The organism is Streptomyces sp. NPDC005263 (assembly GCF_042872365.1).
Taxonomy (GTDB): Bacteria; Actinomycetota; Actinomycetes; order Streptomycetales; family Streptomycetaceae; genus Streptomyces.
Window position 1 is genome coordinate 505,827 of sequence record NZ_JBIAKJ010000005.1, and the last position, 14,095, is coordinate 519,921.

General features: G+C 71.5%; 10 protein-coding genes and 1 pseudogene. 7 read left to right on the forward strand and 4 right to left on the reverse strand.

Annotation, left to right across the window (positions count from 1 at the left end; translation table 11 throughout):
• Window positions 1-30 precede the first annotated feature (30 nt).
• From ACFYRY_RS24770 to ACFYRY_RS24780, 3 genes are all read left to right on the forward strand, one after another.
• Complete coding sequence (locus ACFYRY_RS24770; RefSeq protein ID WP_389149547.1) at window positions 31-1,059, forward strand: LacI family DNA-binding transcriptional regulator; 1,029 nt, start codon at window positions 31-33, stop codon at window positions 1,057-1,059.
• A 169-nt stretch (window positions 1,060-1,228) separates the two neighbouring features.
• Window positions 1,229-4,528 (forward strand): discoidin domain-containing protein, encoded by a 3,300-nt coding sequence (locus tag ACFYRY_RS24775; RefSeq protein ID WP_389149550.1) that lies wholly within the window; start codon window positions 1,229-1,231, stop codon window positions 4,526-4,528.
• Window positions 4,525-6,015 (forward strand): family 43 glycosylhydrolase, encoded by a 1,491-nt coding sequence (locus ACFYRY_RS24780; RefSeq protein WP_389149553.1) that lies wholly within the window; start codon window positions 4,525-4,527, stop codon window positions 6,013-6,015. Before ACFYRY_RS24775 ends, ACFYRY_RS24780 begins: the two co-directional genes overlap by 4 nt.
• 55 nt (window positions 6,016-6,070) lie before the next feature.
• On the opposite strand, the gene ACFYRY_RS24785 is transcribed toward ACFYRY_RS24780, so the two are convergent.
• The 4 genes from ACFYRY_RS24785 to ACFYRY_RS24800 all read right to left on the reverse strand — a co-directional run bounded on the left by ACFYRY_RS24785 (window position 6,071) and on the right by ACFYRY_RS24800 (window position 10,280).
• Window positions 6,071-7,426: an alpha/beta hydrolase gene (locus ACFYRY_RS24785; RefSeq protein WP_389149556.1), complete on the reverse strand. Its 1,356-nt coding sequence runs from the start codon at window positions 7,424-7,426 to the stop codon at window positions 6,071-6,073.
• On the reverse strand, window positions 7,423-8,202 hold the full coding sequence (locus ACFYRY_RS24790; RefSeq protein WP_389149559.1) for a hypothetical protein: 780 nt from the start codon (window positions 8,200-8,202) through the stop codon (window positions 7,423-7,425). The genes ACFYRY_RS24785 and ACFYRY_RS24790 overlap by 4 nt, the downstream gene beginning before the upstream one ends.
• A gap of 48 nt (window positions 8,203-8,250) precedes the next feature.
• Window positions 8,251-9,423: a PP2C family protein-serine/threonine phosphatase gene (locus tag ACFYRY_RS24795; RefSeq protein ID WP_389149562.1), complete on the reverse strand. Its 1,173-nt coding sequence runs from the start codon at window positions 9,421-9,423 to the stop codon at window positions 8,251-8,253.
• Window positions 9,424-9,521: 98 nt separating this feature from the next.
• Window positions 9,522-10,280, reverse strand: coding sequence for an IclR family transcriptional regulator (locus tag ACFYRY_RS24800; RefSeq protein ID WP_389149565.1), 759 nt, complete (start codon window positions 10,278-10,280; stop codon window positions 9,522-9,524).
• A 233-nt stretch (window positions 10,281-10,513) separates the two neighbouring features.
• On the opposite strand from ACFYRY_RS24800, the gene ACFYRY_RS24805 reads away from it, so the two are divergent.
• The 4 genes and pseudogenes from ACFYRY_RS24805 (at window position 10,514) to ACFYRY_RS24820 (ending at window position 14,084) form a co-directional block, all read left to right on the forward strand.
• The gene (locus tag ACFYRY_RS24805; RefSeq protein WP_389149568.1) at window positions 10,514-11,920 is read left to right on the forward strand and encodes a cytochrome P450; all 1,407 of its coding nucleotides are present in this window, start codon (window positions 10,514-10,516) and stop codon (window positions 11,918-11,920) included.
• Window positions 11,921-11,954: 34 nt separating this feature from the next.
• Window positions 11,955-12,044: pseudogene (locus tag ACFYRY_RS24810) on the forward strand (chemical-damaging agent resistance protein C); the annotation flags it as partial.
• A 90-nt stretch (window positions 12,045-12,134) separates the two neighbouring features.
• On the forward strand, window positions 12,135-12,791 hold the full coding sequence (locus ACFYRY_RS24815) for a hypothetical protein (protein ID WP_389149571.1): 657 nt from the start codon (window positions 12,135-12,137) through the stop codon (window positions 12,789-12,791).
• 123 nt (window positions 12,792-12,914) lie between these two features.
• Window positions 12,915-14,084 (forward strand): FAD-dependent oxidoreductase, encoded by a 1,170-nt coding sequence (locus ACFYRY_RS24820; RefSeq protein WP_389149574.1) that lies wholly within the window; start codon window positions 12,915-12,917, stop codon window positions 14,082-14,084.
• Window positions 14,085-14,095: the final 11 nt, after the last annotated feature.

Genomic DNA, 14,095 nt, shown 5'->3' on the forward strand with positions numbered 1-14,095 from the left:
GGCAGCGCCGCGCGAGACAGGAGAGCGACCATGTCACAGGCCACCGGCCCGGCCCGTCCGCAGCCCGCCACGCTCGTCGAGGTCGCCCGGCTGGCGGGCGTGTCCGTCGCCACGGCGTCCAAGGCCCTCAACGGCCGCAGCCAGGTGCGCGCGGAGACCAGACAGCGGGTGATCGAGGCGGCGGAGCGGCTGTCGTTCCGGCCCAACCAGGTGGCCCGCGGTCTGCTGGCCGGGCGCACGGGCACCGTCGGTCTGCTCACCAGCGACCTGGAGGGCCGGTTCAGCATTCCGATCCTCATGGGCGCCGAGGACGCCTTCGGGGCGGGCGAGGTCGCGGTGTTCCTCTGCGACGCGCGCGGCGACGCGATCCGCGAACAGCACCATGTGCGCGCGCTGCTCGGGCGGCGGGTCGACGGCCTGATCGTCGTGGGCAGCCGGACCGATCCCCGGCGCTCACTGGGCCGGGAGCTGCCGGTTCCCGTCGTCTACGCCTACGCCCCGTCACAGGACCCGGAGGACCTGTCCATCGTGCCGGACAACGTCGGTGCGGGCCGGATCGCGGTGGACCACCTGCTCGCCTGCGGCCGGACCCGGATCGCCCACATCACCGGCGATCCCGGGTACTCCGCGGCGCAGGACCGGGCCTCGGGTGCCCGGGCCGCGCTCGCCGACGCCGGCCTGGCCCTGGTCGGCGAACCGCGGTTCGGGGCGTGGTCGGAGGGGTGGGGGCGGGCGGCCACCGCGATGCTGCTCGACGGGCATCCGGACGTGGACGCCGTGCTGTGCGGCAGCGACCAGATCGCCCGCGGTGTCATGGACGTGCTGCGCGAGCGCGGCCAGCGGGTGCCCGAGGACGTCGCGGTCATGGGCTTCGACAACTGGCAGGTCCTGACCTCCTCCTCCCGGCCACCGCTGACCAGCGTCGACATGAACCTCGAACAGGTCGGGCGGGCGGCCGCGCACGCCCTGTTCACCGCGATCGGCGGAGCCCGGCGGCCGGGGATCGAGACCCTGCCCTGCCGGGTGGTGATCCGGGGGTCCACGGCGGCCCTGTCCTGAACGGGCGCCCGCCAAGGCGGTTCAACATCGGTGAACCACACCCCTCTTGACACTCCATCAGCTCGCTCCTACGTTGCGAAAACCTTTCAGGTCCGTTTCCGTGCTCTGCGGACCACGCACGTCGGCATCATCGCGAGCAAGCGCTTGTCAACGGGACAGGGAGCATCCGATGAGAAGACCGCACGCCTTACCGTCACGGCGCCGACGCACGAGGTGTCTCCTCGTCGCCCTGGTGCTCAGCGTCTGTTCCGTCGTCACCGCGACCCCGGCCGCGGCCGCCCAGACCATCGGGTTCCCCACCTTCACCGGCCCGGCGATCCCGGCCCCGCCGGTCGACTACACGCCGGGCGACATGATGCGGACCATCTACGACGCGGAGAGTTCGGGAACCGACTTCTGGATGGACCGTCTGCTGGCCCGCTCCGGCAACGACCCGGCCGGTCCCTGGCTGATGAGCCGCGGTCGGGCCCTCTTCATGAAGGAGCACGACCCCTCCAAGCTCGGGTTCGGCGGCAAGGTCGCCTACTGGGAGAGCGTCAACGACAACAGTGCCTACACCGTCGCGATCAGTCCGGGCACCTTCACCGAGCAGGTCTCCCAGCGCTGGCAGGCGCCCAGCCACTGGAAGAGCGTCCACACCAGCGGCTCGATCACGGTCAACCAGACGAAGTTCGTCACGGACAACAACGTCGCGGTGACCAACCTGGCGATCAAGAACAACGGCACGAGCTCCACCACGCTGCAACTACGGGCGACCTCCCCGTACGCCACCACCGGCTCCGGCAGTGAACTCACCGGGCAGGTGAGCGCCAAGAACAACCTCACCACCCTCCGGCCCCGGCTCACCGGCGACGGTTTCAGTGTCTCCAGCGGCGGCCTCGACCGGTCCGTGACGATCGCGGCCGGAGCCACGGTGACCACCAAGGTGGTGATGGGCTTCGTCACCGACGAGATCCCCGAGTCCCTCACCGAGTACAACGCCTACGCGGGCTACTCCCCCGCGACCGCGTTCGCGACCCACGTCAAGGCCTACAACCTGTGGTGGGCGCAGAACGTGCCCTACATCGACGTGCCCGAGCCCGCGATCAAGAAGAACATCTACTACCGCTGGTGGCTGATGCGCTTCAACAACCTCGACGCCGACATCCCCGGGCAGACCTTCCAGTTCCCGACCTCGACCGAAGGCGTCCTCGGCTACAACAACGCGATCGCGCTCACCCAGCCCATGCACATCGACGACCTGAAGTACCTGCGCAACCCGGCCTACGCGTACGGCGACTGGCTCAGCGTGGGCCAGACGTCGAAGGGCGGGCGTTTCCTCGACAACCCGGGTGACCCGGAGAACTGGTCCAACAGCTACACCCAGTACATCGCCGAGGCGGCCTGGAAGAGCTACCAGATCCACGGGGGCCAGCCGGCCATCGCGGGCAACCTGGCCAAGTACGCCGAGGGTGACGTCAAGGGCCAACTCGCCTACTACGACCACGACAACAACAAGCTGATCGAGTACGACTGGGGCGCCCTGACCGGCAACGACGCCGACGCGGTCTCCTTCCACTGGAAGCCCGGAAACATGGACCGCGCCGAGTCCGCCTACCAGTACAGCGGCGCCCTCGCCGCCGCGCAGGCCTACGAGGCGACCGGCAACACGGCCAAGGCCACCGAGATGCGGACACTGGCGACGCAGATCAAGGACGCCATCGTCAACGTGCTGTGGAACCCGAACCGGCAGCTGTTCGAGCACCGGCTGAAGTCGACCAACGAGTGGGTGCCCTGGAAGGAGATCAACAACTACTACCCGTTCTCCGTCGGGGCCGTCCCCAACACCGCGACGTACAAGCAGGCGCTGCGTCTGTTCGACGACCCGGCCCAGTACCCCGTCTTCCCCTTCTATACCGCCAACCAGGTCGACAAGAAGGCGGCGGCCGACGCGGGGAACCCGGGTTCCAACAACTTCTCCACCATCAACTCCACCGTGCAGTTCCGGCTGTACTCCTCGGTGCTGCGCAACTACCCCAACTCCTGGATGAAGGCGACCGACTACAAGAAGCTGCTCTACTGGAACGCCTGGGCGCAGTACGTCGGCGGCAACACCCAGTGGCCCGACGCCAACGAGTTCTGGGCCGACTGGAACGGCAGCGGCATCGACTACCGGTCGTGGATCCACCACAACATCCTGGGCAGCAGCAACTGGACCGTCATCGAGGACGTGGCGGGGCTGCGGCCGCGCAACGACGCCAAGGTGGAGCTCTCCCCCATCGACATCGGCTGGGACCACTTCACCGTCAACAACCTGCGCTACCGGGGCGCCGACCTGTCCCTCGTCTGGGACGACCCGGCCGACGGTGTGGTGCGCTACCCCGGTGTCCCGGAGGGCTACTCGATCTACGTCAACGGCAACCGGGTCGCCACCGTCAACTCCCTGGTCCCCTTCACGTGGGACCCGGCCACCGGAGACGTCACCACGAGCGGCACGGTCACCCACCACACGGCCGTCCCCGGACTCAGGGCCCCCAACCAGGTGGTGCAGAACAGCCCCCGGATGGTCGACATGTTCGCCAAGGCGGGCGTCGACCTGACCGCCGACCTGACCAACCTCGCCTCCGGAGCGACGGCGTCCGCGTCCTACACCGGCTCCGGCAGCAGCGTGTCCGGCGCGGTCGACGGCTACCCCACCAACGAGCCGTTCTGGGGCGCCGGCGGCTCCCCCAACAGCCAGGACTGGTACGAGCTGAACTTCGGCACCGCCCGCACGCTCGACGAGGTGCGCCTGTACTTCAAGGACAGCCGCCCGGCCAGTACGACCTACCGGGCGCCGTCCGCGTACACCATCCAGTACTACGACGGCGGTTCGTGGGTGAACGCCCCGAGCCAGACCAAGAGCCCGGCGGCGCCGAGGGCCAACTACAACGTGGTGCGCTTCCCCGCGCTCAGCGCCCAACGGATACGGGTCCTGGCCACCAACGCGTCCGGCGCCAAGACCGGCCTCACCGAGGTCAAGGTGTACAACCGGGGCGGCGTCCAGCCACCCCAGCAACCGGCCAACCAGGCGACCTCCGCGACGGCGTCGGCGTCGTACACCTCCTCCTGGGAGAGCGTCAGCGCGGTCAACGACGGCATCGACCCGCCCTCGTCCAACGACACCGTGAACCCGCGCTGGGGCACCTGGCCGGAGAGCGGACAGCAGTGGGCCGAGCTGACCTGGCCGTCGGCGAAGACGATCAACAAGGCCGAGGTGTACTTCTTCGACGACGACGAGGGCATCGACATGCCGTCCTCGTGGAAACTCCAGTACTGGAACGGCAGTGCCTACGTCGACGTGCCCGGCGCGAGCGGCTACCCACTGGCCAGGAACCAGTACAACACCGTCACCTTCACCGCGACGAACACCACCCGACTACGGGTGCAGCTCACCAGCAACGGCACCAACTCCGTCGGCCTCCTCGAAGCAAAGGTGTACGGACCGTGACCCGTTCCAGATGTGTGTCCGCGCTCATAGGCGTCCTCACCGTGGTGGTCGCCTTCCTGGTGGCGCCCTCACCCGCTGCCGCAGCCGTCACGTTCACCTCGACCGGGGTGAACCAGAACGGCGGCAACTGCCTCGACCTGCCGAACAGTTCGTCGACCAACGGAACACAGCTGCGCGCCTTCTCCTGCGGCGGGGGCGCGAACCAGAACCTCGGCTTCACCCCGGTCCCGGGGACCAGTGACACCTACACCGTCACCACCCAGTCCGGTCAGTGCGTCGACGTCTCCGGCGCGTCCACCGCGGACAACGCCACGATCATCCAGTGGCCCTGCCACGGCGAGACGAACCAGCAGTGGCGCCTGGTCCCGGTGACGGTGAGCGGCACCGACAAGACCTTCAACCTGGTGTCCGCCGGCTCCGGCAAGTGCGTCAGCCCGAGCGGTGGCTCCTCGGCCTCCGACACCGGCCTGGTGCAACTGCCGTGCGCCGCCGCGAACGGCAGGGTGTGGCGGCTGCCCGGCTTCACCGGCGGCGGCACGAACCCGCGCACGTTCACCAACCCGATCGCCCAGCGCGGGCCCGACCCCTGGCTCACGTACTACGACGGGTACTACTACCTCGCCACCACGACCTGGAACTCGACGGTCACCATGCGCAAGTCCCGGACCCTGGCGGGGCTCGCCACGGCCGACGCACAGGTGATCTTCAACCTGACCCGGCCCAACGGGGCGGGCACGATGTGGGCCCCGGAGTTCCACCTGCTCGACGGCCCGAACGGGAAGCGGTGGTACTTCTACTACACGGCCGGACGGGAACCGTACGACCTGGGCACCCAGCGGATCCATGTGCTGGAGAGCGCCGGACTGGACCCGATGGGGCCCTACACCTTCAAGGCCGACCTGCTCGACCCGACCCAGGACAACACCTGGGAGCTGGACCCGAGCATCCTCCAACTGGGCGGCAAGCTGTACCTGCTGGGCACCTACTACAACGGCTCGCAGCCCATGTTCATCAGGCCGCTCTCCAACCCGTGGACCGCGAGCGGCACCCGGCGTGTGCTGTCCACGCCCACCTACAGCTGGGAGACGGTGGGCGGCGCGGTCAACGAGGGCGCCGAGGTGCTCCAACGGGGCGGCAGGACCTTCATCGTGTACTCCGCGAGCCACTGCTCCACGCCCGACTACAAGCTGGGGATGCTGACGTACAACGGCGGTGACCCGCTCAACTCCTCCTCCTGGGTCAAGTCCCCGAACCCGGTCTTCCAGCGGTCCAACGGCGTGTACGGGCCCGGCCACAACGGCTTCTTCACGTCGCCCGACGGGACCGAGGACTGGATGGTCTACCACGCCAACAGCTCCGCGAACGGCGGCTGCGACATGAACCGCTCGACCAGGGCGCAGAAGTTCACCTGGAACGCCGACGGCACACCGAACTTCGGTACGCCGGTGGCTGCGGGCGTCCCGCTGACGGCCCCGTCCGGGGAGTAGCCGGTCCATGTCATCAGCGGGGCATCCGTGCGATGCCCCGCTGATGCGTGGTGACCTACCTCAGTTGGGCGAGGAACGGTGCGAGGGTGCGGGCCAGGGTGTTGTGCGCGGGGGCGGCGAACAGCGGGTCCAGGTGGTTCATGCCGTTGTCCGTCTCGTACGTCCCGTACGGGATACGGGAGTCGGCGACGACCTCGCGCGCCGCCGACACGATCGTTCCCTGGGCGTAGCTCGTCTGGAAGGCGTAGAGCGGGATGTCCAGGTCCGTGGTGTGGAGCAGACGCAGACCCAGTGAGCGGGCCAGTTCGGTGTCGGCGTAGGCGTCGACGACGTCGAGGTCCACCGACAGCCGGGCCGGCCAGTACCACTCCCACACGGCGGGCTCGGGGCCGCCCGCGTACACCGTCGCGACGCGGCTGACCGGGGTGATGCCGGTGTCGATCCAGCGGCGTACCTCACCGCTGTCGGCGAGGTGCCCGGAGTGCACGCTGATGTCGTTGGGCCAGCCGAACGTCGTCTCCACCAGGGTGCCAAGCAGTGCGGCGTTGGTGACGGGCACCGGCGGGCGCAGGGCGCCCGGCATCCGGGGTTGCAGGACCGAGCGGCCCTGCGGATCGCGGTGTGCGTACCAGCCGGCGAGCTGGTACCAGATCTGGGTGCTCTCCGCCCGGGAGCCCAGCCCGACGGCGCTGAGGGTCATGTCGAAGACGGCTCCGCCGTCGATGGCGGCCAGCCGCTCCCGTACTTCGTCCGGTGAGTTGTGGACGGGCTCCCCCGTCCCGTCGAACGCTCCGCGCACCCCGCCGTCGACGAGCACCAGGGCCGCGAGGTCCCGGTACCCGGGGTGGCCGTCGAAGTCCCAGGCGGCGTACGTCATCGCGGTGGTGGCACCCCAGGAGTGGCCGCCGAGCACCACCCGGCGCCGACCTCCGTGGGCGGCGGACCGTACGACCGTGCGCAGGTCCTCCAGGGTCCGGGCCAGGCCCCAGCGTGCGACGAAGGCGGAGCCGGCGGGGTCCTGGGAGCGGTAGTGGCCGTCGAGGTAGTACGCGGCCGGGTCGGGGGTGGCGAAGCCGGTACGGTCGGCCAGGTTCTCCTCGCGTCGGTCGTACGCCCACACCTGCACCCCGGGCACGGCCCGCACGAGGTCGCGGGCGAGCAGCCGGAAGTCGTTCGCGGCCCCGAACATGCCGGGGACCAGCACCAGGATCGTGTGCGCCGTGTCGGGGCCGACCTTGAGGACATGCACCTGGTCCGTCCCGGCCGGACCGCCCCCGGCGCCCACGGCCAGCGGAAGGTACGGCTCTCGGTCCCGCCCGGACGCGGTGGCCGGGCCGGGCGCCGCGGACGTCAGGGCGAGGCCGCCGACGATCCCGCCGAGCACTGATCTGCGGGAGACCCGGCCCGTCATGAGGCGCACCCGCCCACGCGCCTGCCGCTCAGCGCCACGTCGTCCATGCGGACGTCGTAGGAGGAGGGAGTGGGATCGGCCTGGTACAGCTGCCATCCCAGCTTGAGCGTGTCGAAGCGGGGGAAGCGGAAGTCGTCAGCCATGCCGCCGTGGTTCTTCGTGGAAACCGTCAGCTCGGACTGCTCCTCGCCGTCCAGGTAGACGGTGACGCGGTTGTCGGTGGCGTCCAGGTGGAACTCGACGCACTGCCATCCACCGGCGACGGCGGGAGCGGAGGTCTTCCAGGCGGTCCAGTCCCCGGTGGGGCCCAGGTCCGAGCCGACGCCCCAGAAGTCGGCCTGCTCGGTGGGTACGTACTGGCCGCCCAACGGGCGTACCAGCGTGGGGGCGTCGGAGCCGGAGGCCTCCGCGATGGTCCAGTGCGCCCAGTCGGGGGCGGTGGGGAACCGGTCGACCCGCAGCCGGAGCCGGGCCCAGAAGCTGTTGCCGGCGGGTGCGAGGTCGGACAGGACCAGGAAGGCGCGACCGTTGCCTTCCGTGCGCAGCCGCAGTTCACGGCCGTGGCCGGTGGTGGAGGGTTCGACGGTCAGCGAACCGTCGGAGGTGTCGGTGGTCCAGCCGCGGCCCTCGGTGACCGGGCCGAGGGGAAGCCGGTCGAAGTTCTCCCGGACGAGCGTTCCGTGCGGGACGGGGGTGGCAGAGGCGGTGGGGGGTATGGCGAGCAGCACGGCTGCCGTGGCCGCCAGCGTCGCGGCGGCCCTCCTCATGCGTGTCATGCGGCCAGTCTGCAACAGGGACACCATGGGCACCACGGCCAACGGGTGTCATACAGCGGTCGGTTGGGGGGCCGCCGGTTCGGCCACGGCCGGCTTGCGGATCAGCAGCAGCGCAGCGTCGTCGTGCAGTCGGCCGCCCACATGGTCCAGCAGTTCGTCGTGGAGCGCGGTGAGGGTGCGTTCCGGCTCGTCGGACAGGTGGCGCGCCAGCCCCTCGCGGAGCGGGTAGAACGCACGACCCCGGTCGCGGGCCTCGGTGACTCCGTCGGTGTACAGCAGCAGCTGGTCCCGATCGGCGAACGGCAGCACCTGGAGGGCGGGGCCCTGACCCGCGAGGGCGCGCAGCCCGAGCGGCGGGGCCGGACGCGGGGGCTCCACGGCCTCGACGTGGCCGGACTCGCGCACCAGCAGCGGAGGCGCGTGGCCGCAGTTCACCAGCTCCAGCTGCCCCGGCCTCGGGTGTCCGGCGACCACGGCGGTGACGAAGTCGTCGCAGCCGAGGTTGCGCGCCAGGCTGCGTTCGATCCTGTCGACGACGGCGAGGAGGTCGGGCTCGTCATGGGCGGCCTCCCGGAAGACACCGAGCACCAGCGCGGCGGTCCCCACAGCGGGCAGTCCCTTGCCGCGCACGTCGCCGACGATCAGCCGGACGCCGTACGGGGTGGGTATCAGCGCGTAGAGATCCCCGCCGATGCGGGCCTCGGCCGCCGCGGCGCTGTAGCGCACGGCCGCCTGGAAGGGGCCGACGGTCGCCGGTACGGGCTTGAGCAGGGCGTGCTGGGCGGTCTCCGCGACCGAGCGGACGGCGGCGAGGACCCGTTCCCGGCGGCCACGCAGCGCACTCGCCAGGCCGCTCGCCAGGGTGACGGCCGCCAGCGCGGACAGGACGGCCACCAGCTCGCGTGCCGGGACACCCTCCCAGGATCCCAGCGTCGCGCCGAGCGTGACGGCGAGGGCGCCGACGCAGAGGACTCCGCGGGGCCCGTTGGTGGTGGCGGCCAGTGCGGGACCGGCCGCGAGCAGGTGCAGCCAGATCATCCCCGCTCCGCCGAGAAGGTCGGCGAGGACGATGACGGAAACGATCAGCACGGGCAGTACCGGAGTCCCGGCGGCCAGCTGAGCGGCGGCCCGCCTGCGGGACGGGGCCCCGGGTCCGGCCACCCGGTCTCTGGTCCACCGCGTCGGCCGCTGGTCGCCACCATGGTCTCGGGCCTGGCTCATGTCTTGTCCGCTGTCCTCACCTGTACACGGGGCAGACTCCTAAATGTCTGCTTTCTCCAGGAAACGGATTCGGCCCGATGGTCACAAGAAGCGGGTTTTCAGATAGTGAGCGAGAGGCTCCTGGTCACGCGGGACGCGGTGGGGAGCAGACGCTCCTGGACCTCCCGCAGCCGGGAGAGCCGGCCGGCCGGCAGCGAGACGCCGAGCGAGCCGAGCACGTCCCCGCTGTACACGGGTACGGCGACGCAGACCGTGCCGAGGGCGTACTCCTCCAGGTCCGTGACGGCCGGGGTCACCGGCGAGGAGTCGAGTCGGCGCAGCAGCTCAGGCAGGCTGGTGATGGTCTGCGGGGTGAGGTCGGCGAGGTGGTGCCGGGAGAGGTAGTCCTTGCGGGCCTCCTCGTCGAGTTCTCGCAGCACGGCCTTGCCCAGCGCGGTGGCGTGCCCCGCGTCCTCGAACCCCACCCAGAGATCGACGCGAGGGGTCCGTGGACCGTCGACGATCTCCGCGACCCGGATCTCGCCGTCCTCGTAGAAGGTGAGGTACGCGGCGGCCGTGATCTCGTCCCGCAGCGCGGCGAGCGTCGGGCGCACCCGGCTGAGCAGCGCCTGTCCCCGGCCCGTGCTGTGCAGGGTCTGGACCTTGTCCCCGAGGACGAACCCGCCGTCGGCGAGCTTGCGCACATAGCCGTCGTGGACCAGCGTCCGCAGCAGGTGATAGGCGGTGGCCAGGGGCAGACCGGTCTCGCGCGCCAGCTGTTTGGCCGGCGCGCCGTTCTCGTGCGCGCCCACGGCCTCCAGCAGCCGGAAGGCCCGCTGGACGGACGTGATCAGCGTAGGGCCCTCGTGCGCACCCATGGATCCAGCGTGCGCCCGCCACGCCGAGCAGGCAAGACGTGCCCTTCGGGAAGCGGGGAACGCGCTGCTCACGGGGTCCCTACAGGGCCTGCGTCCGACGATGGTCGGCGCCGCCTTCGGAGAGGTCCGCCCCCGCTGTAGGCACGCCGGAGTCGATCATCTTTACTCTGTCAGATCGTCATGTCCACACAGCGCTCCGTGACAGGGTCAGCGCTGACAGAGGAAAGGAAGCCATGGGGTCCCAACTGAGCGACGGGTCGGCAGCCCGTCACGAGCCGCTGGAGGCGATGAGCCTGGAGCCGCTCATGACCCGGGACTACGAGACCCGCCCGGCGCTCGTCTACGAGCGGCTGCGTCGGACGCACGGTCCGGTCGCGCCGGTGGACCTGCTGGGAGTGCCCGTCTGGCTGGTGCTGGGCTACAAGGAGTCCCTGGAGGTCCTGCAGAACGACAGCGCCTGGCCGAAGGGGCTGGAGAACTGGCGGGCGCGGCGGGAGGGCCGGCTGCCCGAGGACTGGCCGCTGGCCCCGTCGCTCGACGTCAACCACATACTGATCCAGGGCGGCGCGGACTACCCGAGCCTGCGCGGCGCGTGGGACGCCGCGCTCAGGCCGTTCCAGGACCCCCGGCAGCCCCAGGCCCGGCAGCTCCGGGCGAAGGTCGCCCGCGACGCGGACGAGCTCATCACCCTGTTCTCCCAGGGAGGCCGCAGCGGCTGGGCGGATCTCTCCGCCCAGTTCTCGCGGCCCTTGCCCCTCATGGTCGCCAGTCATCTGCTCGGCTTCCCCGGCTCGCAGCACGACGACGTACTGATGGACATGTGGCGGGTGCTGGACGCCGGTCCGGACGCCGGGCCCGCGCTGGAGCGGCTGCTGGCCGCCCTGGCCGAGCTGGGGGCGTGGAAGATGAAGGAGCCGGGCGAGGACTTCCCCTCCTACCTCCTCGCGGCCCACCCCGGCCTCGGCGTCGAGGAGCTGTCCCGCGAACTGATGATGCTGCTCGGCATGACCTCGGACCACGTCGGCATCCTGATCTCCAACGCGGTCGTCGAGGTGATCAGCGGAAACGGTTCGGCGCGCGACAGCCTGTCGGCGGGAATGATCAGGGAGACCATGAACCGGGTGGTGATGCAGAAGCCCCCGCTGGTCAACTTCGTGCCGCGGTTCCCGCTGACCGACACCCGGCTGGGCGACTACACCATCGCCGCGGGCGATCCGGTGTGGGTGTCCGTGGGCGCCGCGCACGCGGACCCGGCGTTCTCCGAGGGGGTCTGCCCCGCCCGGACGATCAGCACCCGGGCGCACCTGGCCTGGGGCGCCGGGCCCCGTCAGTGCCCGGCGAGGGAACTGGCGACCACCACGGCGTCGATCGGTGTGAGCCGCCTGCTCGAGCGGCTGTCCGGGCTGGAGCTGTCGCTGCCGGTCGACCAACTTCCCTGGCGTTCCTCCCCGTTCATGCGCGGCCTGCGCTCACTCCCGGTCCGCTACACGCTCGCCGACACGCCCGCCCGCCCCGAGACGGAGGCGGCCGGAACGCCCGTCGTCCCTCCCCCGCCCGGTCACCCGCCGACCGTCGACGGCGCCGAACGGCCGCGTTCGTCGCTGTGGCGCTATCTGGCGGGGCTGGTCCGAGGACGGTGACGCGCTCGCGGAACGTCGTCTTACACGACAACCTCGCAACGGTGCCGAGTGGAAGTTCCGCGCGGTCGGGCAGGGTTACGCTTCCGGGCCGACCGGGATCGCCGCCGACTTCGGCGTCAACGTCCGAGGCCGCGGGTGGGCCGGGTCGGCTCTCGGGAGCGGGCCCGGCCCGCCGCGTCCACCACCGTCGGCACCCCACCCCTGAGGAGACCATGTGAGCGGACCGTCCGGCCTCCGCCCCGAGCACCGCGCGGACTTCGAGGCGGTGCTGCACCTGGCACTGAACACCCCCGACATCCGCAGCGCCCTGCGCGCCGACCCGGCCGGCCTGGCCGCCCGGCGCCTGCGGGTCCGCGCACTCGCGGACGCCGGGGAGATAGCCGCCCCGGCGCGCGCCGAGTACCGCGCGTATCTCGCGTGCCTCGACCTGGACGCGGCGGCGACGGGGGCCGGGGTGCGGCGGCACACCTCGGACACCGGGCCGGGTCGGCGGGCCGAGGGGGGACCGCTGTCGGCGCCGGCCGTTCTCACGCCCCTGCTGGCCTGCACCTCCGCCGCCGTCCTGATCGTGCTCGGCCACCTGCTCCACCTGGTCGACGTACGCGGCCCACTGCCGAGTTCACTCACCACCGCCGGCTGGGCGCTCGCTCTCCTGGCCGCCCTGAGCACGCTCCTCGCGCTCGTGGCACCGATGCGCGGGATGGTGCGCCGACGTGCCGGTCGCGCACCGGCCGCCCGGCGCGAGCAGACCTGGCTGGAGTGGCGGCAGGCCCTGTTGGAGCGCGGCATGCTGCCCCATCTCCGGCGGTGCCTCGACGAGGACCCCTCGCTGTGCCCCTCCCGCGGCGGGCAGCCGCGGTCCCACGACTGAGGCACGCCGTCCGATCGTCCCGCGGTCGCCCACCCGTTCGACCGGAACCGTCACCGCCGCCCGGACGTTTCCCACCCGAAGGCGCGGCCGCGGCGGCCGAACCGGGCACGAACGGGGTGTGGTGTGGCGCGCGTACTGGTCATCGGCGGCGGAATCGCGGGTACGGCGGCGGCCGTGGCCCTGCGCAAGGCGGGTATCGACGTCGTCGTGTACGAGGCGCACCCCGACTCGGCCGAGGACATCGGCGCGTTCCTCACCCTCGCGAGCAACGGCATGCGCGCCCTCGCGGAGCTCGACGCCTCCGCCGCCGTCACCGCCGTCGGCTTTCCGCTGACCTCGATGCGCGTCCTCGACGGCGCGGGCACAGCGGTGGCGCACGTTCCGCTCGGCGAGGCCGCCGACCCCCTGCTGCGCTACCGGTGCCTGCGCCGCGGCGAGCTCACCACGGCCCTGCAGGCGGAGGCCGCACGCCGCGGCGTCGACATCCGCCACGGCGCCCGGCTCACCTCCGTCCAGGACGGCCCCGGCGGCGTCACCGCTCACTTCGCCGACGGCGGCACCGCGACCGCGGACCTGCTCGTCGGCGCCGACGGTCTCCACTCCACCGTGCGCCGGGCGGTCGCGCCCGCCACCCGCCCGCGTCACGCGGGCCAACGCGTCTTCTACGGCTACACCGGCGCCACCGCGCTGCCCGGCCCGGACGCCTGCATCACCATGGTGCGAGGCGGCCCGGGCGGCTTCGGCTGCGCGGTGTCGCCCGACGGCGAGAGCTACTGGTTCGCGCGTGTCCCCGGTGATCCCCTGCCCATGGACGAGATCGCCCGGGGCACCCCCGCCGGCTGGCGCGACCTGCTCGTGCCGTTGCTGCGCGAGGACGCCCCCGTCGCCGCGGACGCCGTGGCGGCCACCACCGACGACATCATGGTCACCAACGCCACCGAGCTGCCCCCGGGCACCCCCTGGCGCACCGCCCGCACCCTGCTCATCGGCGACGCGGCCCACGCGGCCTCCCCCGCGACCGGGCAGGGCGCGTCCATGGCGCTGGAGGACGCCGTCGTCCTCGCGAAATCCCTGCGCGACGCCCCCGACACCGAGACCGCGCTCTCCCACTACGAGTCGCTGCGCCGCCCGCGCACCGAGCACAACACCACCGTCAGCGGGAACATCTCCCGCGGCACCCACACCCGCCCCGTCGGTGGAGCGCCCCCGTCCCGGCCCGGCGACGACGACCTGGCCCGGCTCCTGGACTGGGACGCGGACGTCATGACCATGCAACCGGTTCACGAGGGGTAGCGGGCGGGGCG

What these genes read in the sequence shown, in the direction of transcription:
- ACFYRY_RS24770 (WP_389149547.1), top strand. Translation starts at nt 31, where the DNA reads ATGTCACAGGCCACCGGCCCGGCCCGTCCGCAGCCCGCCACGCTCGTC.
- ACFYRY_RS24775 (WP_389149550.1), top strand. Translation starts at nt 1,229, where the DNA reads ATGAGAAGACCGCACGCCTTACCGTCACGGCGCCGACGCACGAGGTGT.
- ACFYRY_RS24785 (WP_389149556.1), bottom strand. Translation starts at nt 7,426, where the DNA reads ATGACGGGCCGGGTCTCCCGCAGATCAGTGCTCGGCGGGATCGTCGGC.
- ACFYRY_RS24790 (WP_389149559.1), bottom strand. Translation starts at nt 8,202, where the DNA reads ATGACACGCATGAGGAGGGCCGCCGCGACGCTGGCGGCCACGGCAGCC.
- ACFYRY_RS24795 (WP_389149562.1), bottom strand. Translation starts at nt 9,423, where the DNA reads ATGAGCCAGGCCCGAGACCATGGTGGCGACCAGCGGCCGACGCGGTGG.
- ACFYRY_RS24800 (WP_389149565.1), bottom strand. Translation starts at nt 10,280, where the DNA reads ATGGGTGCGCACGAGGGCCCTACGCTGATCACGTCCGTCCAGCGGGCC.
- ACFYRY_RS24805 (WP_389149568.1), top strand. Translation starts at nt 10,514, where the DNA reads ATGGGGTCCCAACTGAGCGACGGGTCGGCAGCCCGTCACGAGCCGCTG.